At 63.8% G+C, this 18,343-nt stretch carries 21 protein-coding genes and 2 pseudogenes; 11 read left to right on the plus strand and 12 right to left on the minus strand.

Features of this window, described 5'->3' with window-relative positions:
• Nucleotides 1–31 precede the first annotated feature (31 nt).
• Together CD04_RS24505 and rpoH are read right to left on the minus strand one after the other, a co-directional pair.
• Nucleotides 32–445 carry a transposase gene (locus CD04_RS24505; RefSeq protein WP_031406055.1) on the minus strand — a complete coding sequence of 138 codons (414 nt, stop codon included), beginning with the start codon at nt 443–445 and terminating at the stop codon, nt 32–34.
• Nucleotides 446–752: 307 nt separating this feature from the next.
• On the minus strand, nt 753–1,688 hold the full coding sequence (gene rpoH / locus CD04_RS0109015) for an RNA polymerase sigma factor RpoH (RefSeq protein WP_038167656.1): 936 nt from the start codon (nt 1,686–1,688) through the stop codon (nt 753–755).
• Nucleotides 1,689–1,834: 146 nt separating this feature from the next.
• Here rpoH and CD04_RS0109020 point away from each other — a divergent pair, with 146 nt between their 5' ends.
• From CD04_RS0109020 to CD04_RS0109035, 4 genes are all read left to right on the plus strand, one after another.
• Nucleotides 1,835–2,494 carry a dihydrofolate reductase family protein gene (locus CD04_RS0109020; protein WP_031406060.1) on the plus strand — a complete coding sequence of 220 codons (660 nt, stop codon included), beginning with the start codon at nt 1,835–1,837 and terminating at the stop codon, nt 2,492–2,494.
• 33 nt (nt 2,495–2,527) lie between these two features.
• Nucleotides 2,528–3,019 carry a VOC family protein gene (locus CD04_RS0109025; protein ID WP_031406062.1) on the plus strand — a complete coding sequence of 164 codons (492 nt, stop codon included), beginning with the start codon at nt 2,528–2,530 and terminating at the stop codon, nt 3,017–3,019.
• Between the two features lie 385 nt (nt 3,020–3,404).
• Nucleotides 3,405–3,716 carry a helix-turn-helix transcriptional regulator gene (locus tag CD04_RS0109030; protein ID WP_031406064.1) on the plus strand — a complete coding sequence of 104 codons (312 nt, stop codon included), beginning with the start codon at nt 3,405–3,407 and terminating at the stop codon, nt 3,714–3,716.
• A complete protein-coding gene (locus CD04_RS0109035) occupies nt 3,716–4,666 on the plus strand; it encodes a cation diffusion facilitator family transporter (protein WP_031406066.1) in 951 nt (316 codons plus the stop codon). The genes CD04_RS0109030 and CD04_RS0109035 overlap by 1 nt, the downstream gene beginning before the upstream one ends.
• Before the next feature lie 188 nt (nt 4,667–4,854).
• Here CD04_RS0109035 and CD04_RS0109040 read toward each other — a convergent pair.
• Nucleotides 4,855–5,163: pseudogene (locus CD04_RS0109040) on the minus strand (aldo/keto reductase); the annotation flags it as partial.
• 2 nt (nt 5,164–5,165) lie between these two features.
• Between CD04_RS0109040 and CD04_RS0109045 the strand changes: the two are divergent.
• Nucleotides 5,166–5,586, plus strand: a pseudogene (locus CD04_RS0109045) (RNA-guided endonuclease InsQ/TnpB family protein); the annotation flags it as partial.
• A 62-nt stretch (nt 5,587–5,648) separates the two neighbouring features.
• Here CD04_RS0109045 and CD04_RS0109050 read toward each other — a convergent pair.
• The 3 genes from CD04_RS0109050 to ftsY all read right to left on the minus strand — a co-directional run bounded on the left by CD04_RS0109050 (nt 5,649) and on the right by ftsY (nt 8,860).
• Nucleotides 5,649–6,431, minus strand: a complete 783-nt coding sequence (locus CD04_RS0109050) for a hypothetical protein (RefSeq protein ID WP_038167658.1) — start codon at nt 6,429–6,431, stop codon at nt 5,649–5,651.
• A gap of 598 nt (nt 6,432–7,029) precedes the next feature.
• The gene (locus tag CD04_RS0109060; protein WP_031406076.1) at nt 7,030–7,752 is read right to left on the minus strand and encodes a GNAT family N-acetyltransferase; all 723 of its coding nucleotides are present in this window, start codon (nt 7,750–7,752) and stop codon (nt 7,030–7,032) included.
• Nucleotides 7,753–7,786: 34 nt separating this feature from the next.
• Nucleotides 7,787–8,860 carry a signal recognition particle-docking protein FtsY gene (gene ftsY / locus CD04_RS0109065; protein ID WP_031406079.1) on the minus strand — a complete coding sequence of 358 codons (1,074 nt, stop codon included), beginning with the start codon at nt 8,858–8,860 and terminating at the stop codon, nt 7,787–7,789.
• 15 nt (nt 8,861–8,875) lie between these two features.
• Between ftsY and rsmD the strand changes: the two genes are divergently transcribed.
• Genes rsmD through CD04_RS21625 form a run of 3 tightly spaced genes read left to right on the plus strand, consistent with a single transcriptional unit; the run spans nt 8,876 to nt 10,485 of the window.
• A complete protein-coding gene (rsmD, locus tag CD04_RS0109070; RefSeq protein WP_369792790.1) occupies nt 8,876–9,643 on the plus strand; it encodes a 16S rRNA (guanine(966)-N(2))-methyltransferase RsmD in 768 nt (255 codons plus the stop codon).
• A gap of 35 nt (nt 9,644–9,678) precedes the next feature.
• Entirely contained in the window at nt 9,679–10,170 is a 492-nt protein-coding gene (gene coaD, locus CD04_RS0109075; RefSeq protein ID WP_031406082.1) for a pantetheine-phosphate adenylyltransferase, read from the plus strand.
• A gap of 12 nt (nt 10,171–10,182) precedes the next feature.
• Nucleotides 10,183–10,485 (plus strand): YfhL family 4Fe-4S dicluster ferredoxin, encoded by a 303-nt coding sequence (locus CD04_RS21625; protein WP_038167660.1) that lies wholly within the window; start codon nt 10,183–10,185, stop codon nt 10,483–10,485.
• A gap of 178 nt (nt 10,486–10,663) precedes the next feature.
• On the opposite strand, the gene pth is transcribed toward CD04_RS21625, so the two are convergent.
• The 5 genes from pth to CD04_RS0109105 all read right to left on the minus strand — a co-directional run bounded on the left by pth (nt 10,664) and on the right by CD04_RS0109105 (nt 13,864).
• On the minus strand, nt 10,664–11,284 hold the full coding sequence (gene pth / locus CD04_RS0109085) for an aminoacyl-tRNA hydrolase (RefSeq protein ID WP_038167662.1): 621 nt from the start codon (nt 11,282–11,284) through the stop codon (nt 10,664–10,666).
• Nucleotides 11,281–12,321, minus strand: a complete 1,041-nt coding sequence (locus CD04_RS0109090) for an NAD(P)H-dependent glycerol-3-phosphate dehydrogenase (RefSeq protein ID WP_031406088.1) — start codon at nt 12,319–12,321, stop codon at nt 11,281–11,283. Before CD04_RS0109090 ends, pth begins: the two co-directional genes overlap by 4 nt.
• Nucleotides 12,322–12,429: 108 nt before the next feature.
• Nucleotides 12,430–12,930: a protein-export chaperone SecB gene (secB, locus tag CD04_RS0109095; protein WP_031406090.1), complete on the minus strand. Its 501-nt coding sequence runs from the start codon at nt 12,928–12,930 to the stop codon at nt 12,430–12,432.
• Nucleotides 12,931–13,032: 102 nt separating this feature from the next.
• The gene (gene grxC / locus CD04_RS0109100; protein WP_031406092.1) at nt 13,033–13,299 is read right to left on the minus strand and encodes a glutaredoxin 3; all 267 of its coding nucleotides are present in this window, start codon (nt 13,297–13,299) and stop codon (nt 13,033–13,035) included.
• Nucleotides 13,300–13,456: 157 nt separating this feature from the next.
• On the minus strand, nt 13,457–13,864 hold the full coding sequence (locus CD04_RS0109105; RefSeq protein WP_031406094.1) for a rhodanese-like domain-containing protein: 408 nt from the start codon (nt 13,862–13,864) through the stop codon (nt 13,457–13,459).
• A 218-nt stretch (nt 13,865–14,082) separates the two neighbouring features.
• Here CD04_RS0109105 and gpmA point away from each other — a divergent pair, with 218 nt between their 5' ends.
• The 3 genes from gpmA to CD04_RS0109120 all read left to right on the plus strand — a co-directional run bounded on the left by gpmA (nt 14,083) and on the right by CD04_RS0109120 (nt 17,366).
• The gene (gene gpmA, locus CD04_RS0109110) at nt 14,083–14,790 is read left to right on the plus strand and encodes a 2,3-diphosphoglycerate-dependent phosphoglycerate mutase (protein WP_031406096.1); all 708 of its coding nucleotides are present in this window, start codon (nt 14,083–14,085) and stop codon (nt 14,788–14,790) included.
• Nucleotides 14,791–14,907: 117 nt separating this feature from the next.
• Nucleotides 14,908–16,428, plus strand: coding sequence for a S41 family peptidase (locus CD04_RS0109115; protein WP_031406098.1), 1,521 nt, complete (start codon nt 14,908–14,910; stop codon nt 16,426–16,428).
• A 110-nt stretch (nt 16,429–16,538) separates the two neighbouring features.
• Nucleotides 16,539–17,366 carry a molybdopterin-synthase adenylyltransferase MoeB gene (locus CD04_RS0109120; RefSeq protein WP_051849053.1) on the plus strand — a complete coding sequence of 276 codons (828 nt, stop codon included), beginning with the start codon at nt 16,539–16,541 and terminating at the stop codon, nt 17,364–17,366.
• 17 nt (nt 17,367–17,383) lie between these two features.
• Here CD04_RS0109120 and CD04_RS0109125 read toward each other — a convergent pair whose 3' ends face one another.
• Entirely contained in the window at nt 17,384–18,160 is a 777-nt protein-coding gene (locus CD04_RS0109125; protein ID WP_031406103.1) for an SDR family oxidoreductase, read from the minus strand.
• Nucleotides 18,161–18,343: the final 183 nt, after the last annotated feature.

The raw sequence follows: 18,343 nt of genomic DNA on the forward strand, positions 1-18,343 counted from the left end.
CCACTGATCGTTCCTGCGCGTGAGCGTGATGTCATTGGGTTTTGCCTATCGCCGAAGCGGTGCCGGCCGCGCACCGAATGGACATCGCCGCATCGCCGCTTCCCAAGCGCAGCGTGGCACCACGGCCGCCATGCTGCATGAGCTTCCAGCCAGCCGGATCGGGATAGGTAAAGCCCGAGAACCGCTTCGCGGCCTTGAACCGCGGGAATCCAGGCGTTTGACCAGCTTTGACCCGGCGAAAGAACGACTGGAAGGCGAGATCCAGCCGCCGCAGCGTCTGCTGCAAGGCGTGGCTGCCGAGCTCCACGAACTCAGGCCGCGCGGCCTTGATCTGCGGCAGGACGTTTTGCTGGTCGAAGTCGCTGATCGACTTGCCGGCCTTGCGCCAGGCGTCGATGCGCTCTTCCAGTGCCGCGTTGTACAAGTCGCAGTGCACTGTGTCCACGCCTCAAGCTTTTGGGCTTGAGCGGCATTGGGATACAGCTTGAGCGTGACCTTGCGGCGTTGCATGCTGTGATTTTTCCAGCCAACAGGAAGTCCACAAGCGAAAACCGCCCGCTTGACCCCCTCCTGTCCGGTCCGCTGCGCCTAAGTGACGCTGCGCGCCAGGGCGGGCTAGGAAGGGGAATGCGCGAGCGCATGTTCAACGCGACAGCACCATCCAAGCCGAGGTTAAACCCCCAGTCGGATGCCTGTGGCATCCGCGCCAGCCTTCCCGACCTTGAAGGTCGGAGGGCTTGTCGTGCATCGGGTCAGGCGTAGACGGCCAACGACTGTCGCATCTTTTTCATAGCCTGGACCTCAATTTGACGAATCCGCTCGGCCGACACGCCGTATTCACTGGCCAAGTCGTGCAACGTCTTGCCACCCGACCCGTCGTCATTCACATTGAGCCAGCGCTGCTCGACGATGCGACGGCTACGCGCATCGAGGGCGTCAAGTGCCTGCTTCAGGCCCTGCACCTGAAGGCGTTCACGGCCACGCGCCTCAAGCACGGCATCCGGCTCGTTGCCCCGATCGGACAGATAGGCCACAGGGCCGAAGACTTCTTCGCCATCATCGCCAATCGGTTGGAGCGACACATCGGAGCCTCCCATGCGCTGCTCCATCTCGATCACATCGGAACGCTTGACCTGCAACTCCTTCGCCACGGCGTCAATCTCCGCGTCGTGAAAGCTCTCGAAACCCTGCTTCATGGAACGAAGATTGAAGAACAGCTTGCGCTGCGCCTTTGTGGTGGCGACCTTGACCAGGCGCCAGTTCCGCAAAATGTATTCGTGGATTTCGGCCTTGATCCAGTGCAACGCGTAACTCACCAGGCGCACGCCCTGACCCGGGTCGAATCGGCGCACCGCCTTCATCAGCCCAATATTGCCTTCCTGGATCAGGTCTGCATGGGGAAGGCCGTAGCCGAGGTAATGCCGGGCGACCGACACGACCACACGCAAATGCGACAGCACCAACTTCCCAGCAGCATCGCGGTCCTCGCGCTCACGCCACGCAATGGCAAGATCGCGCTCTTCCTCGGCGCTCAGCATGGGCATGCGGTTGACCGCTGAAATATAAGACTCCAAGTTGCCTAGACTCGGTACTTGGGCTGGAAAGGTCACCGCAAATGTCCCTGCCCCTGCCGACGGCAAGCTTGCCGTATGTCGCAAGGTTAAGGCGCTAGATTGAGCCATTTGCATACTCCTCTGTCTAACCATAAGAACATTTTAGCACTCGCCACGTAAGAGTGCTAAACACCCCCCGAGTTCCACGCATCGGGCAAAAAATACGGCTTCGCCTCCTCCGTCGCGTTTGCTTTTCGAGTTCCTTTCAAGGGAGACCTTCCATGCCACAGCTTCGTGTCGCCGCCTTCTCCATTTCGCTCGACGGCTTGGGCGCGGGTCCGCGGCAGAGCCTGGAGCATCCGCTTGGCGTTGGCGGCATGGAACTCCACCGCTGGGCCTTCGCCACCCGCAGCTTCCGCCGGATGCACGGCAAGGATGGAGGCAGCACGGGCGTGGACGAGGACTTCGCCGCGCGCAGTTTCGCCAACGTTGGCGCATGGATCCTCGGCCGCAACATGTTCGGCCCGATCCGCGGCCCCTGGCCCGACGCGCAGTGGCGCGGCTGGTGGGGCGAGAGCCCACCTTACCACGTGCCGGTGTTCGTGCTCACCCACCATCCCCGCGAACCTATTGAGATGCAGGGCGGCACGACCTTTCACTTCGTCACCGGCGGCGTCGATGAGGCGCTGAACCACGCTTTTGACGCCGCCGGCGGGAAGGACGTGCGGCTAGGTGGCGGCGTGGCGGTTGTCCGTCAGTACCTCGCCGCGCGCCTGATCGACGAGATACACCTCGCCCTCAGCCCGGTTCTGCTCGGCCAGGGCGAGCCGTTGTTCGCCGGCCTGGACCTGCCGGCGCTCGGTTACCGCTGCTCGGCCCCCACCGCGGGCGAGCAGGCCACGCACTTCCTCCTGCATCGTGACGGAGGCAGGGCCGGATAACTCATCCTCAGACGTCGTTGGAAGGAGCGGACTATGCACCCGATTGCGCCATTTCTCTGGTTCGATGACGCGGCCGAAGCGGCTGCCGCGTTCTACGTGGGCGTCTTCCCCAACTCTCGCATTCTTGCGCTGACGCGCTATGGTGATGCCGGGCATGAGCAGCATGGCAGGCTACCGGGCAGCGTGATGACGGTGGCCTTTGAACTCAACCGCCAGCGATTTACCGCGCTCAACGGCGGACCGTCCTTCTGCTTCACACCGGCTGTCTCCTTCGCCGTGCACTGCCGCAATCAGGACGAGATCGACCACTACTGGGAGTTGCTCAGCGCCGGCGGCGAACCCGGGGCGCAGCAGTGCAGCTGGCTGCAGGATCGCTTCGGCCTGTCCTGGCAGATTATTCCCGACCGCCTGCCAGAACTGCTCTCAGACGCCGATGCGACCCGCTCCGAGCGAGTCATGCAGGCACTGTTGGGCATGAAAAAACTCGATCTTGCCGCGCTGGAACGCGCGGCGAATGCCCCCTGAGATGCGCGCCATGGTTCTGCGGCGTACGGTTCACGTCCCCAGGCGTCACCCTCGCCAATAACCCACCGCAGCGGCGAACCAGGCATCTCCGCGCGGGCGGGCGCACGGGTGACCAAGCGCCAAGAGTGCAGGCCGAGACCCGATCCAACGTAGAGCAAGCCAGCCAGGCTCCAAGGGTCGATGCCAAGCAGCCGGCGTTTGGCCAGCGACGCTCCAGCCCCAAAAAGGACACCAGCACCCCGAGCCGAGAGAACCCCAGGACGCATCAGGCTCCGCTTTCCATGCACCGGATCATCCCCACGGTGACGCTCTTGCGCCGCGCTCGTGACGTGGCCACACCCCGGGCAATCATATAACATATGAACAGCTATTCATATGTTATCCAATGCACACATCACCTCCGGATGCCCATCTTCCACAGCTGGCCGACCTGTTCCACCTGCTGGGGGACACCACACGGCTGCGCATCATCGTCACGTGCCTTCAGGGACCTATCGCCGTCGGCGATCTAGCCGCGGCATTGGCCCTGACGCCCACGCTGGTTAGCCACCACTTGCGCCTGCTGCGTGCGGCGCGTCTGGTGAAGTTCGAGCGACAGGGAAGGCACGTGCTGTACTCCGCCGCTGACCGCCACGTCTCGGACATGCTTCAGGACATGATCGAGCACATTGCCGAACCCCATTCGGACGTCGAATAATGGCTCACGACCACGACCACCACGATCGTGACCCCCATGCCTGCGGGCATGGTGGGGATCATCATCACCATGGCGATCCGGACAAACAGGCGTCAGCCTTCCGAATCGCCATAGTGCTCAACTCGCTGTTCGTCGTCGCACAGTTCGGGTTCGGGTTGGCGGCGAACTCGACGGCCCTGATGGCTGATGCCGGCCACAATCTCTCCGACGTCCTCGGATTGGGGCTGGCTTTGACCGCTTCGATCCTGGGCAAGCGTGCGCCCACGCCCCGCTACACCTACGGGCTGCGCAGCATGTCAATCCTCGCGGCGCTGGCCAACGCCGTGCTGCTATTGCTCGCATGCGGCGCGATCGTCTGGGAAGCCGCCCTGCGCGTGCTTGTGCCTCCTCCCGTCGCCGGCCTGACCATCACGCTGGTGTCGGCTGCGGGCATCCTCGTTAACGGGTTTTCCGCCTGGCTGTTCGTGCGCGGCAGCAAAACCGACATCAACGTCCGGGGCGCCTACCTCCACATGGCAGCCGACGCGGCCGTATCGCTGGGTGTCGTCGTCGCCGGCTTGTCCATCATGGCAACCGGCTGGTACTGGCTCGACCCGCTGGTCAGCTTGGCGATCGTGGGCATGATCGTCGCAGGCACCTGGGGGCTGCTGCGCGAATCCGTCGTCTTGATCCTCTCTGCCGTGCCCGCAGGCATCGACGCCGGCGCGGTGTCGGAGTTCCTGCGCAGCCAGCCCGGCGTAGCCGATGTGCATGATCTGCACATCTGGGGCATGAGCACGACGGAGAGCGCTCTGACGGCGCATCTGGTGATGCCGGCCGGCTATCCAGGCGATGCCGTGCTCGACGGCATCGCCAACGACCTCCGTACGCGCTTCTCCATCGGCCACTCAACGCTGCAGGTCGAGCAGGGAACCGTCCAGCATGCATGTGCGCTTCACGTGCCCGCGTAAGAGCGCATGTTCCTCCGCACCGGTTGGGATCGGCTCGACGAATCCGGAAACAGGAAGGCCGCTCCCATCCATGATCTGTCGGCCATGGCCAATGTGCTCAAACGCACGCCCGGGTCGGTGGCAGCAGTCCATTTCCGCTATCGCGCAATTGAGCTTTCACCGCACGCAAGGTGCGCGCGGGCAAGGCATCAACGATCGACCCGCTGTTGCAAATGGGCCGGATAGCGGTCGCCGACGATGGTGACCTGTTGCAGCCCCGCTTCGATCGCCGAAAGATCCTGCGCTGTGAGATCGACGGCAACTGCCCCCACGTTCTCCTCGAGGCGATGCAGCTTGGTCGTGCCCGGAATCGGCACGATCCAGGGCCTTTGCGCCAGAAGCCAGGCGATTGCAATCTGCGCGCGTGTCACGCCCTTGGCCGACGCGAGATGCACGAGAACATCGACCAGCCCCGCGTTGGCCTGGCGGTTTTGCTCGCTGAAGCGCGGCACGACGTTGAGAGGCCTTGCAGGTGAGGACCATGTCGCGCTCAGCCAGGGGCAACGCCGAGAAGCCGGGAAGCAACGTTCGGGCCAAGAGCGGCCTGAACAAGTCGATCCTGGATCAGGGCTGGGGCGAGTTTCGTCGCCAGCTTGAGTACAAGCTGGCGTGGAACGGCGGCTGGCTGGTGGCCGTGCCACCGCACAACACCAGCCGCACCTGCCCAGACTGTGGCCATGTGTCGGCCGACAATCGCCGCACGCAGGCGCAGTTCAAAGTGCGTGGCGCGTGGCTATGCGAATCATGCCGATGTGGTCGGCGCGATGAATATTTTGGCGCGGGGACACCGCGTTGCAGCCCGTGAAGAGGTGGTGCATTCGGGCCCCTCGGCGAAGCAGGAACCCACCGAAGCGACTGCGCACGAGGTCACTCATGCGTAGCGCCGCAGGAATCCCGGTCCTTCCCGCGCAAGCGGTGGCGAAAGCCAAGGGCGGGGAGGTTGTCAACCATTCATCTCGCGCAGTCGCATGCGTGACCCGAGTAACGCGTGACCAAGCGCGGCCACGCAGAGCGCTGCAAGCAATGCGGCGCAATAGGCCGAAGCAACACCGGCATGCCGCAGTTCCATGGCGACGACAAGATTGAAAGCCGCCGCGCCCAGGGAACCCACGATGATGCCGCGGAGCAGCGTCTTTGCCGGCTCTGGCCCTGCCTGGCGGTGGGTAAAGCCGCCCATAATGGCCGACAAGACCGGTAATGTGGCCAGCATGCCGCTCCAAGTCGGTCCAAGGTTCGCACTCGCTGCGGTGATGCCGATCACCGCAGCGAGTGCGAACATCATCCGAGCGGGCAGATCCCACCATGGGTGCGGTACTGGGGCCCCTGGCACTTGGCGGCCAACAAGTAAGACTAGACCCAGAAGAACTGGAAAGACCATCGCGGCCGCCAAGCCCGGGCGCTGGGGCACGCGCGCGAGTACGGTGAACAGGGCCGCGCACGCCACCGTCGCCAAGGCCATCGCTGGCAGCCATCGCTTGCCACGCGCAGCACGAGCGTAAGTAGCACAGAATCCGGCCATGGCGATAAGACCGAGCAGAGTTCCGACTGCCGCCTTGGCCGCAAACACCGAACCGTTCTGCAGCGCGAGAAAAACCGACAACGGTGCCGAGGTCACTGGCAAGCCCGTGACCAGTCCCCCGACGGCACCGCCGAAACGGCGCTGAAGTAACGTGGCCCCACCAATTAACAACGGCGTGATGACGATCTTGAACAACAGCAGGCTCATGGACAGGTCAGTGTAGCCCTGGGACCCATAGCTTCTCCGCCGCAGTCGCCGCTCGAGTCCTCGGGCCGAAGCAGACCACCGCAACCGTGGCTCGCACCAGCATTCGCGACGCAAATCGGACCATCGCCGAGCGAGCCCTCGGCCGGCCGGCAAACTGGGCTCCCGGGAACCCACGGCGGCTGACTTGGGGGCGCCCCAACGCGACTGCCCACCGCGCGGAGCCCGGTCACGAGCGGCTTATCCAGCCGGTCATAAGAGCGCGGCGAGCAGAGCCTGCGCCGCCTGACCAGTGGCATCGCCAATTTCTTTGGCGGGCGCGCGAAGTGTTCGCGCTTCACGCTGTCCAAGCACGACACGCCCCTGGCTCTGTGCTGCAGCCGCCCGCTGCGCGACGAGGCCAAGGTGACGAGCCTGACCGACACGCGACGCGGGTGGCACGGTAACACGCAGCGTTCTGGTCAACGCGGTCGTGATGCCCGTGCCGCTGACGGACGAGGCCTCAGGCATCGACACTGGTCTCACCCAACTTGTTGACGCCCGAGCGGCTGTCGCGCAGGATCAGCGATGTGGCCTGGCGCGAACCTGCCCCTTTGAGATCTCAACCATGTGCAACAAGGTGCGGCCGCGTGAGATCGGCCAAAGCAAGGCGCTGCCGGCCCGTCGCGTCGAAGTTCTCCGCAGCCAACCATTGCAGGTGTGCAGAGCGCAAAGTGGACCATTCTTGATCGAGCACGGCGTACCACGCTGTGTCTCGGTTGCGCCCTTTGACAACCGCCGCCTGGCGGAACAACCCCTCGAAGCTGAAACCCAGGCGCTGCGCAGCGCGCCGAGACGCGGCGTTCAACGCGTTGCACTTCCACTCCACACGTCGGTATCCCAGACCAAAGGCATTGTCGAGCAGCAGAAACAGCGCCTCCGTTGCGGCAACTGTGCGCTGAAGGCTGGGCGCGAATGCCAAGTGACCGATCTCGATGCAGCCGTTCTTCGCGTCGATCCGCAAATAGGCCGCCACACCGCACGGCTGGCCACTGCTGCGCTCGACAATCGCGAAGAACAGCGGGTCAACCCCGCCGCATTGCTCCTCGACCCAGGCCTGATAGGCCCTGACGCTCTCAAAAGGTCCATAGGGCAGGTAAGCCCACATGCGCCCGGCAACATCCGCAGCAAAAGCACGGTACAGCGCAGCACAATGGCCAGGCCGCAGGGCCTCCAAGCGAGCATACTTGCCGAGCAGCACGGTATGGCTCGGCACGGGCGGCGGCGCCCACCCGGGCAAGGCCGTGCCGAGCGGCGGCTCTTGCGATGGCCAAGGTGGCTGCATACATTGACTCCGGCGCAGTCGATCCGCGATGCCCTCAGCCCACAAGCGCCTGCGCGAAGGCGCGGGCATCGAAGGTCTGCAAGTCTTCAAGCGACTCGCCCACACCGATGAAATAGATCGGCACCGGCCGCTCGCGTGCGATGGCGGCAATGACGCCACCCTTGGCGCTGCCGTCAAGCTTCGTGAGGATGATTCCCGTCAGCTTCAAGGTGTCATCAAAAGCGCGAAGTTGAGCCAGCGCATTCTGGCCGTTGGTGGCGTCGATGACCAGGATGGATTCGTGCGGGGCGCCCTCCATCGCCTTGCCCACAACACGCTTGACCTTGGCCAACTCGTCCATCAGGTGCTGCTGCGTCGGCAAGCGCCCCGCCGTATCCACAATCACGACGTCCATGCCACGCGCACGCCCCGCCGTCACTGCGTCAAAGGCGACCGCCGCCGGATCCCCGCCCTGCTGCGCGATGACCTGAACCGCATTTCGCTCGCCCCACGCCGCAAGCTGCTCGCGCGCGGCGGCGCGAAACGTATCGCCAGCCGCCAACAGGACCTTGCAGCCCGCCAGCTGCAGGTAGCGCGTGAGCTTGCCGATGCTGGTGGTCTTGCCCGCGCCATTGACCCCCACCATCATGATGACTGTCGGCGCCGTAAGCCCAATGTCCAGCGGCTTTTCCAGCGGGGCGAGCAACTCGGCTAGCACGTCGCGCAGCAACTCCTTAACCTGTTGCGGCGTCTCGGCGCGCGCGGCGCGCACTGCCTTGCGAAGCCGCTCGAGCACATACTGCGTCGCCGGCATGCCCGCATCGGCCTGGATCAGCGCGGATTCCAGCTCCTCGTACAGCGATTCATCGACACGACTGCCCCCGAACAGCCCCGAAATGCCTGCACCGCTCTTGCGCAAGCCCTGCCGCAATCGGGAAAACCAACCCGACGCCGCCGTTGCCGAAGGCGCATTGGCAGACTTCTGTGGCAATCGCTCCGTTGAGCGGTCGGGTATCGTTTCGGCGCCAACCGAGGCAGCAATGGACGGCTCCATTGCGCCCTCCAGCTCCGGCAGGACGGGCTCGGCGGATGGAGAGGCAACAGGCTTACGCTTGAAAAATCGGAACATGGAAACAGGAACAGGATGGATGGCACGCCGATGCATGCGCAGGCGCATATTGTCGCCCGCCCGCGCGTCTTGCATCACCGGCGCTGGGGCGAGCGGCTATGCTTTCACGGCGCACCACCCATCTTGCCGCCTTTTCCCACACTGCTTATGCCACCCAAACCAGGTTCGATCGCCAAGCCTGCCCACCGGGCCACGCGAGCCCCGGGTGAGGTGCGCATCATCGGCGGACACCTTAAACGCAGCAAGCTGACCGTCGCCGATCACCCCGGTCTTCGCCCCACACCCGATCGCGTGCGCGAGACGCTGTTCAATTGGCTGGGCCAGGATCTCACGGGCCTGCGCTGCCTTGACCTGTTTGCCGGCAGCGGAGCGCTGGGGCTGGAAGCGGCTTCGCGCGGCGCGGCGCGCGTTGACATGGTCGAACGCGACGCCAGGCTGGCCAAGCTGCTGGCCGATGCCTGCACCCGCCTCAACACAAGCCAGGTCACCGTGCATGTGCAGGATGCCTTGCAATTCGCTGAACGCTGTGCGGCGGAGAGCTTTGACGTCGTGTTCATCGATCCACCGTTCGCCGAGGCCGAAGCAGGCCTGCACGAGCGCGCTCTTGCTGCGGCCCAACGCCTGGTGCCAACGGGCGGACTCGTCTATCTGGAAGCACCCGAAGCCGGGCTTCTCGGCGCTTGCGCAAGCAATCCCGCCTGGAACATTCGGCGTCAGGCGCGCGCCGGCGGCGTGCATTACGCGCTGCTGCAGCGCCAGCCAGACTCCACCCCCTCGCACTAAACTGCCGCATTGCACAAAAAAACGCGGAGCCCACCATGCTGACCGCTGTCTATCCAGGCACCTTCGACCCATTCACCCGCGGCCATGAAGACTTGGTCCGGCGGGCGGCCAAGCTCTGTGACAGGCTCATCGTTGCCGTAGCGGGCGGGCATCACAAGAACCCCTTGTTCGGGATGCATGAGCGCCTGGACTTGGCTCGGAGCATCCTGGCTCCCTACAAGAACGTGAAAGTCGAGGGATTCAGCGGACTGCTGCGTGATTTCGTGCTGGAGCGCGAGGCGGCGGTGATCATTCGTGGCTTGCGCGCGGTCAGCGACTTCGAATACGAGTTTCAGATGGCCGGCATGAATCGCCAGCTCATGCCCGAAGTTGAGACGATTTTCATGACGCCGGGCGATCAATACCAGTTCGTATCCGGGACGTTCGTGCGGGAAATTGCCCTGCTCGGTGGCGATGTCAGCAAATTCGTGGTTCCCTTGGTGACAGAACGCTTGGCCACCAAGCTTGCCGGACATGTGCCGCACTAGAGGAGAGACACGATGGCGCTGTGGATCACCGACGAATGTATCAATTGCGATGTGTGCGAGCCCGAATGCCCGAATCAGGCCATTTCCATGGGGCCGGAGATCTACGAAATCGACCCCGACCGCTGCACGGAATGCGTGGGCCATTTTGACCAGCCACAGTGCGTGCAGGTGTGCCCAGTGAGCTGCATCCCCGTGCGCCCGGATCGCGTGGAAGACCATGACACGCTCATGGCCCGCTACCGCCGTCTCGTTGGCTTGGATGCCGACGCATCAACCGTGTCCGCCTTGCAGCCGGCCCGCAGCACTTGTACTTAGGGGGCCACGGGCACGCTACGGGGCCCGAAGACTGGCGAGCTGGCAGGACCGACAGCCGCGTGGTGGATGTTGGAAAAATGGCCAGCCTGCCCCCTCGCCGGCAGCCCCGCGCATGGCGCATCGATGAAAGGCCCTAGACGCCCAATGCGCGGGACCCGTCGCATTGGGGGCAAACCGATCAGGCAGACTCATCCTTTGGCGGCGACTTCGCAGCACCCGGCATTGCGGGATTGCCCCGATGCAAATGCATCATCGCCGCCTCGAATTCGCCACGCATGATTCTCGGCAATTCGTCAAGGCCTCGCTGCATCGCTTCCTCGATGCGCTCGAGTTCGCTGCGGGGCGGCCGGCCGAGGACAAAACCGATCACGGCGGCCCGGTCGCCAGGATGCCCGATGCCGATGCGCAGGCGCCAGAACTGTGACGTGCCCAACTGCGCCGCGATGTCGCGCAGGCCATTGTGGCCGGCATGACCACCACCGAGCTTGAACTTGATCTGCCCGGGCTGCAGATCAAGCTCGTCGTGCGCAACCAGGATTTGCTCAGGGGCGAATTTGTAGAAGCGCGCCAGCGCCGCCACAGCCTGGCCTGAGCGGTTCATGTAAGTGCTTGGCTCCAAGAGCCAAACGTCGCCCTGCGGCCCCCGCAGCCGCGCCACGTCACCGAAAAAACCACGCTCTGCCCGCAGGCTCACGCTCTCGCGCTGCACGATCTGGTCCACCCACCAGAATCCCGCGTTGTGGCGCTGTTGCGCATGCTCGGGCCCTGGATTGCCCAGACCGACGATGAGGCGGATCACCGCAGAGCTCCGCCACGCGCAACCTCCGGCTGCGGCTCACGCGCCAGCAGCGCATGCAGCGCGTCCCGCGCGCTGCGATGGCCAGCCAGCAGGTCCGCCACCGAGCTCGCGATGGGCATGTCCACCCTGCGATCGCGCGACAGCTCAAGCACCGTTTGCGCGGTGTACACGCCCTCGGCGACATGACCGAGTTCGGCCACGATATGGGCCAGCGGCTTGCCCGCTGCCAGTTGCAGCCCGACGCGCCGATTGCGTGACAGCTCGCCGGTGCAGGTGAGCACCAGATCCCCCACGCCACTCAGGCCCATGAAGGTCTCCATGCGCGCACCAAGCGCCAGCCCCAAACGTGCCATTTCCGCCAATCCTCGGGTAATCAACGCCGCCCGGGCATTGTGGCCTTGCTCCAGACCATCGCTCACACCGCAAGCGATGGCGAGCACGTTTTTCACAGCCCCTCCTACTTCCACGCCAAGCAGGTCGGCGCTGGCATACACACGCATGCTGCCACCGTGCAGGGCTTGCACGCCATGCCGGATCAGCGCCTCGTCACTGCTGGCCAACGTTAAGGCCACGGGCAGGCCACGCGCCACCTCCTGCGCAAAACTCGGCCCCGAAAGCACGCCCACCGCCGGGCGCGCACTCCACCCGTCGAAGACGGCTTCGAGGACTTCGTGCGGCAGCAGCCGGCTGCCACGCTCAAAGCCCTTGGCCAGAATGAGCACGTGCTGCGGAGGCGACGAACCTTGGCTGCCGTAGGCGCGAATGGCCTGGGCCACCTCACGCAGCCCGGCGACGGGAACCGCCAAGACGAGCAAACCATCGCGCCCTGCGTGCGCGAGCGCCCCTCTGAGATCTGACGTGGTATCCATCGACTCAGGAAGGAGCGCACCGGGCAGGTACCGCGTGTTCTCGCCACGTCCCCGCAGAAGTTGCATCTGCGCCGCGTCACGCCCCCAGAGCTGCACGGCGTGACGCATGGCGATTTGACAGGCCAGAGCCGTACCCCAAGCGCCTGCGCCAAGAATGGAAATGTTCATGCGAGCCTGCTTCAGTCCGAGCAAAGCCAGGGCATGCGGGTTAGATCGGGCGAGTCGGGCGCATGCCGTGCGAGATCAGTCCGCCGGATGCCGGCGGACTCGCCCAACTCAGTTCAGGGCCGAGCCATCAGGCGCGACCAGACCGCTGGGGGCCTGGCCGGCCTTCTGGGCCTGCTGGCTCTCATACATCGCCTGGAAATTGATCTCGGCCAAATGCACCGGCGGAAAACCGGCGCGCGTGATGGCGTCAGCCAAGTTGGCGCGAAGGTAGGGATAGACCGTCTGCGGGCAAGCGATGCCAAGGAGCAGGTCGGCATGCTCCTGCGGAATGTTTCGCAACTCGAAAATGCCAGCCTGCTTGCCCTCGACGAGGAACAGGGTCTGGTCATTGACACGCGCCGTGATCGTGGCGGTGATGGCCACCTCAAAAATGCCCTCCACGACAGCTTGGGACTCCACGTTCATCTGCACGTCCACGGTCGGCTGGGCCTGCTCCAGAAGGATCTTCGGCGCGTTGGGCTGCTCCAGCGACAAGTCCTTCAGATAGCAGCGCTGCAGCATGAAAACCGGTTGCTGTTCAGCAGCTGCGGTGTTGGTGGGTGTGCTCATGCAAGAAGGCTCCAGAAAGTGGGCCCGCCGCTTACGGCGGATGGAAGGGAAACGTGCGATTGTAGGAGTCGCGCGCCACGCGCCCCAGGACCATCGGCGTGCTCAGTCCTTCGGTGCCTGAAGCAGCGGCTCCAATCCGCCGCGCGCGTCAAGCGCGTACAGGTCGTCGCAACCGCCGACGTGCGTGGCGCCGATGAAAATCTGCGGCACCGTGCGCCGCCCCGTCATTTCCATCATCTGCTTTTGCGCGTGGTGGTCCAGATCAATCCGGATTTCCTCAATCTCCTGCACGCCACGCTTGTGCAACAACGCCTTGGCGCGAAGGCAATACGGGCAAACAGCGGTGGTGTACATGCGAACCTGGGTCATGAGTGCTCCAAAAATGGCGCCGGACGGGCCGTCGGCAGGGCAATGGCCTTGCGGCCACGTGGTGCCTCCGAATGGCGCGACGGCCAATGATGCGCGCTGGGCGCAAAGGCGATTGGGGTCCAAGCAAAGTGGGAAGACAAGACGCGCAAATGGACGATCAGCTCTTTTCCACGGGCAACCCGGCTTCACGCCAAGCACGCAACCCGCCCGCCACAGCACTTGCCCGCACGTAGCCAAGTTTGCGCAGGGTCATGGCCGCGCGGCTGGCACGCGCGCCGCTTTGGCACATCACCAGAACTGGCGTTTCCTTGTTCTTGGGCAGATCCGACTGGCGCTGCTCGATTTGCCCCAGGGGGATGTTGCGCGAGCCGGGGCAATGCCCGCCCGAGTGTTCGGCCGGCTCACACACGTCGATCAGCACACCCTTTTCGCGATTGACCAGACGAACCGCCTCGGCCGGCGTCACGCCGCCGCCCGTGCCTCGCGAGAACGTGGACCACAGCAGCATGCCACCCGAGACCAAGGCAATGGCGATCAGCGCGAGATTGTCGATGACGAATTTCAAAATGCCGACTCCAAATCGAGGAAAACCGTCATTTTAGGAACATCAGCCCGAGCGCATACAGCCGCGGCCGATCACCAGCCTGGCAGGCGGGATTATTGCGACGCATCAAAATGGGCCTGTCGTTGCCGCAGTGCGCCGGATGCACCCCAAGGCTCCACTACCATGGAGGATCACCACCCAGATTTCCGGCTCACTTCAAGCGCACCTCCCCTCAGACCATGTACAAACTCGTCCTGATACGCCACGGCGAATCCACCTGGAATCAAGAAAACCGCTTCACCGGCTGGGTGGACGTGGATCTCACGGAGAAGGGGCAGAACGAAGCACGGGAAGCGGGGCGTTTGCTCAAAGCGCATGGGCTGGATTTCGACATCACGTACACCTCCGTGCTCAAGCGCGCGATCCGCACGCTGTGGCTGACGCTCGATGAGATGGATCGCATGTGGTTGCCCACCGTGCACAGCTGGCGGCTGAACGAGCGGCATTACGGCGCCCTGCAGGGGCTGAACAAGGCCGAGACGGCCGCCAAATATGGCGATGAGCAGGTACACATGTGGCGCCGCAGCTATGACACGCCACCGCCATCCATGGACGAAAAGCACCGTCACGAATTGGCGGCCGATCCCCGCTATGCGCGCGCCAACCCGATGGATCTCCCTCTGGCCGAGTGTCTGAAGGACACGGTTCGTCGCGTGCTGCCGCTCTGGGAAGAATCACTCGCCCCGGCCATCCGCTCCGGCAAGCGCATTCTGGCCGTGTCGCATGGCAATTCCATGCGCGCCATCGTCAAGCATCTCGACGGCATCTCTGACGCGGATATCGTCGGCCTGAACATTCCCAACGGCATACCCCTGGTGTACGAACTGGATGCGGCGCTCAAACCCATCCGTCGCTATTACCTCGAAGCGCCGGCAGTTGCGCGCTGAGTCCGCTGCACGAGTTGGTGCTCGAGGCTCCAGGCGCAAGCCGCCGCGCGTGCTTTCCCATGCGCAAATCCGGCTGATTTCCGCACTCTATACTGTTGCGTCTTCGAGGAATCACGCATGGCTGGCAAACTGAAAATCGCGGCTTGGATTACGGCCGGTGTACTCACCGGCGCCTTGGCAACACTCCAGTTGCAGGCCATGGCGCGGGGCGCTGTGTCGCCTCTTCCGCTGGAAGAGCTTCAGCAGTTTGCCGCAGTGTACGGCCTCATCAAGGCTGACTATTTTGAGCCCGTGGATGGCAAGAAACTGGTCAACGATGCCATTACGGGCATGGTCAGCAGCCTTGATCCACATTCGGAATATCTCGACCAAAAGAATTTCAAGGAATTCCGGGAAAGCACAAGCGGCAAGTTCGTCGGCGTGGGCATCGAAATTGCCGCCGAGAACGGGCTTGTGAAGGTGGTGTCGCCCATTGAAGGCTCACCTGCGGCGCGCGCCGGCATTCTCGCGGGCGATCTCATCACCCGTATCAACGACACACCGGTGAAGGGCATGACCCTGAATCAGGCCGTCAAGCTCATGCGCGGCAAGCCTGGCACCAAGGTGACGCTGACCATCCTGCGCAAGAGCGAAAGCCGCACGTTCAGCGTGACGGTGACGCGCGAGGAAATCCATGTGCAAAGCGTGCGGGGCAAGATCGTTGCGCCGGGCTATGCCTGGGTGCGCATCACCCAGTTCCAGTCCGACACTTTGTCGGATTTCGTGAAGAAAATTGACGAAATCCACAAGGAAGACCCCAAGCTCAAGGGCATCGTGCTCGACCTGCGCAACGACCCAGGCGGCCTGCTCGAGAGCGCCGTGGGCGTGGCCTCGGTGTTCCTCCCCCAAGACTCCGTGATCGTCTCGACCCGTGGCCAGATTCCCGAAGCGAATGTGAGCTACCGCAACACGCCAAGCGACTATTCACGCACCGCAGGCGAGAATCCGCTGGCCAGTTTGCCGGCCATGGTCAAGCAGGTGCCGCTCGTGGTGTTGGTCAACGGCGGTTCGGCCTCGGCCTCGGAAATCGTCACAGGCGCGCTCAAGGACTACAAGCGCGCCGTCGTCATGGGCACGCAAACCTTTGGCAAGGGTTCTGTGCAGACCGTCTTGCCGCTTGGCCCGGACACGGCGCTCAAGCTGACAACGGCGCGCTACTACACGCCCAATGGCGAATCCATCCAGGCAAAGGGCATCACACCAAACTATTTTGTCGACCCACTGCCCACTGGTGACCCCTATGCGGCGCTGCGCATGCGCGAAGTGGACTACAAGAACCAGATTGGCACCGGGGCCGGTGCCGCCGACTCAGCGGGCGTGAAGGAAGAACTGCGCAAACAGGAGGAGGCGCGCCGCCTGCTCGAGGCGCAAATCGAGAAGGACCCGGACAAGTTCCCCAAACTGCCCGAGTACGGCAGCAAACAGGACTGGCAGTTGGAACAAGCCTTGAACTACCTGCAGGGCAAACCGGTGGCAACCGCCAAGCTCGTGGCCGAAGCAACGGAGAAGACTGGCAAGGCTGCCACGAGCAGTTCCGCTGCGGCTTCACCAGCCAAACCGCCTGCCGCCACCTCCACAACAAAACCCACCGTCAAATAAGAAAAGAAGCGAAAGACGAATTGGCCTTTCCCTGTGTCGCGGGGACTGGTGCAAGCTCCGTACGGCGCCGCCGTGTGCACAAGCCGGTGGATGGCTGGATAGCTGACCGCATGAACGATTTCGATCTGTTGCGTTACTCGCGCCACATCCTGCTCGATGACATCGGTGTCGAGGGGCAGGAGCGGATCGCTGCGAGCCACGCGCTCGTCATCGGAGCAGGTGGGCTGGGCTCCCCGGTCGTGCTGTACTTGGCAAGTTCAGGTGTTGGGCGCATCACCCTCGTGGACGACGACACCGTCGATCTCACGAATCTGCAGCGCCAGATCGCACACACGATGGCGCGCGTGGGTGAACCCAAGGTGGAATCGGCCCGCGCCGCCATGCATGCCATCAACCCGCACGCCCGGGTCGACGTTGTGTCAGCGCGCGCCGATGCCGCCTTGCTGGCCAATCTGGTCGCGCACGCCACCGTGGCGATCGATTGCAGTGACAACTTCGCCACTCGCCACGCCCTCAACGCCGCTTGCGTGCACCAGGGGATTCCGCTCGTCAGCGGCGCGGCGATCCGGTTCGATGGCCAAGTCAGTGTGTTCGATGCACGTTCCTCCCCCCATGGTGAGCGCGGCCCCTGTTACGCCTGCCTTTTTCCGCCTGATGCGGCGGTCGAAGAAGTCCGGTGTGCGGTGATGGGCGTATTCGCGCCCTTGGTGGGCATCATCGGTAGCTTGCAGGCGGCCGAAGCACTCAAGCTCATAGCGGGTGCAGGTCAAAGTCTGGCCGGGCGACTCATGCTTGTCGATGCGCTGGATATGGACATTCAAACCATTGGCATCGCCCGAAACCCGCAGTGCCCTGTCTGCGGGGACGCTGCGACCTCCGCACCGCCCGGCGGGCCGGCTTCAGGTTCCAGCGATCCCCGTCCCGCAGCTCGGGACTAGCCCCGCAGCGGCGGAATTCAAACTTCGCGCACCATCCACCCGGCCATCGCTGCCGCCAGGCGCCTTGGCGTGAAACGCACGCCAAGGGCCATGATGCGGTTGATCTGGCCATGAACGGCAATGCGCTGGCCGCGCTCCATTGCCGCCACGCCGTATTGCGCCACATCCCTGGCCTTGGCGAGACGGCCCTTGAACAAGGCCGAATGCTCGGCTCGGGCACTGGACATAAAGCCCGTGTCCGTCGCGCCAGGACAAAGAACCGTGACAGTGATGCCCAAAGGCCGCAGTTCCACATCCAGCGCCTCACTCAGCGACAGCACATAGGCTTTGCTGGCGAAGTACACGGCCATGCCCGGCCCTGGCTGGAAGGCCGCAGTACTCGCCACGTTCAAAATGCGTCCCCCGCCATGCTTCAACATTGCGGGCAGCAGCAAAGCGGTCAATCGGGTGAGCGCGCCGACGTTGAGATCGACCATGGCTTGGATGCGCACGGGATCGACATCGGCGAAACGCCCGTACACACCCATCCCGGCGTTGTTCACCAGCACACTCGGTTGCACACCGGCTTCAGCGACAAAACGCACCAGCGCATCGACACCGCCCGGCACGCCGAGATCCAGCGCGACAGTCAAACAGTGCGCCCCGTGCTCCCCTTCTAACGCCTGCGCCAGTCGCTCGAGAGCGTCTTCGTCCCGCGCTGTCAATACCAGCGCATAGCCCTTCTCGGCCAGTACGCGCGCAATTTCCAGACCGATGCCGCCCGACGCGCCCGTAATGAGTGCCCATTTTTTCATCAAGTTCTCCGCGAGATGCCGACCTTCAGCCATGGGAAGGCAGGATACCGCCTTGCGAGGCTCCGGGCGTCGCCCGGTCCTGCGGACCTGATCTGCGACCACCCACCAGAGCGCCTATCACGGTCGTGGACGCGACTGCACTGCGAGCTATACAACGTGGCGCGCTGGAAGATCGCATCGACG

The sequence above is a fragment of the Thiomonas sp. FB-Cd genome, from assembly GCF_000733775.1.
GTDB lineage: Bacteria > Pseudomonadota > Gammaproteobacteria > Burkholderiales > Burkholderiaceae_C > Thiomonas_A.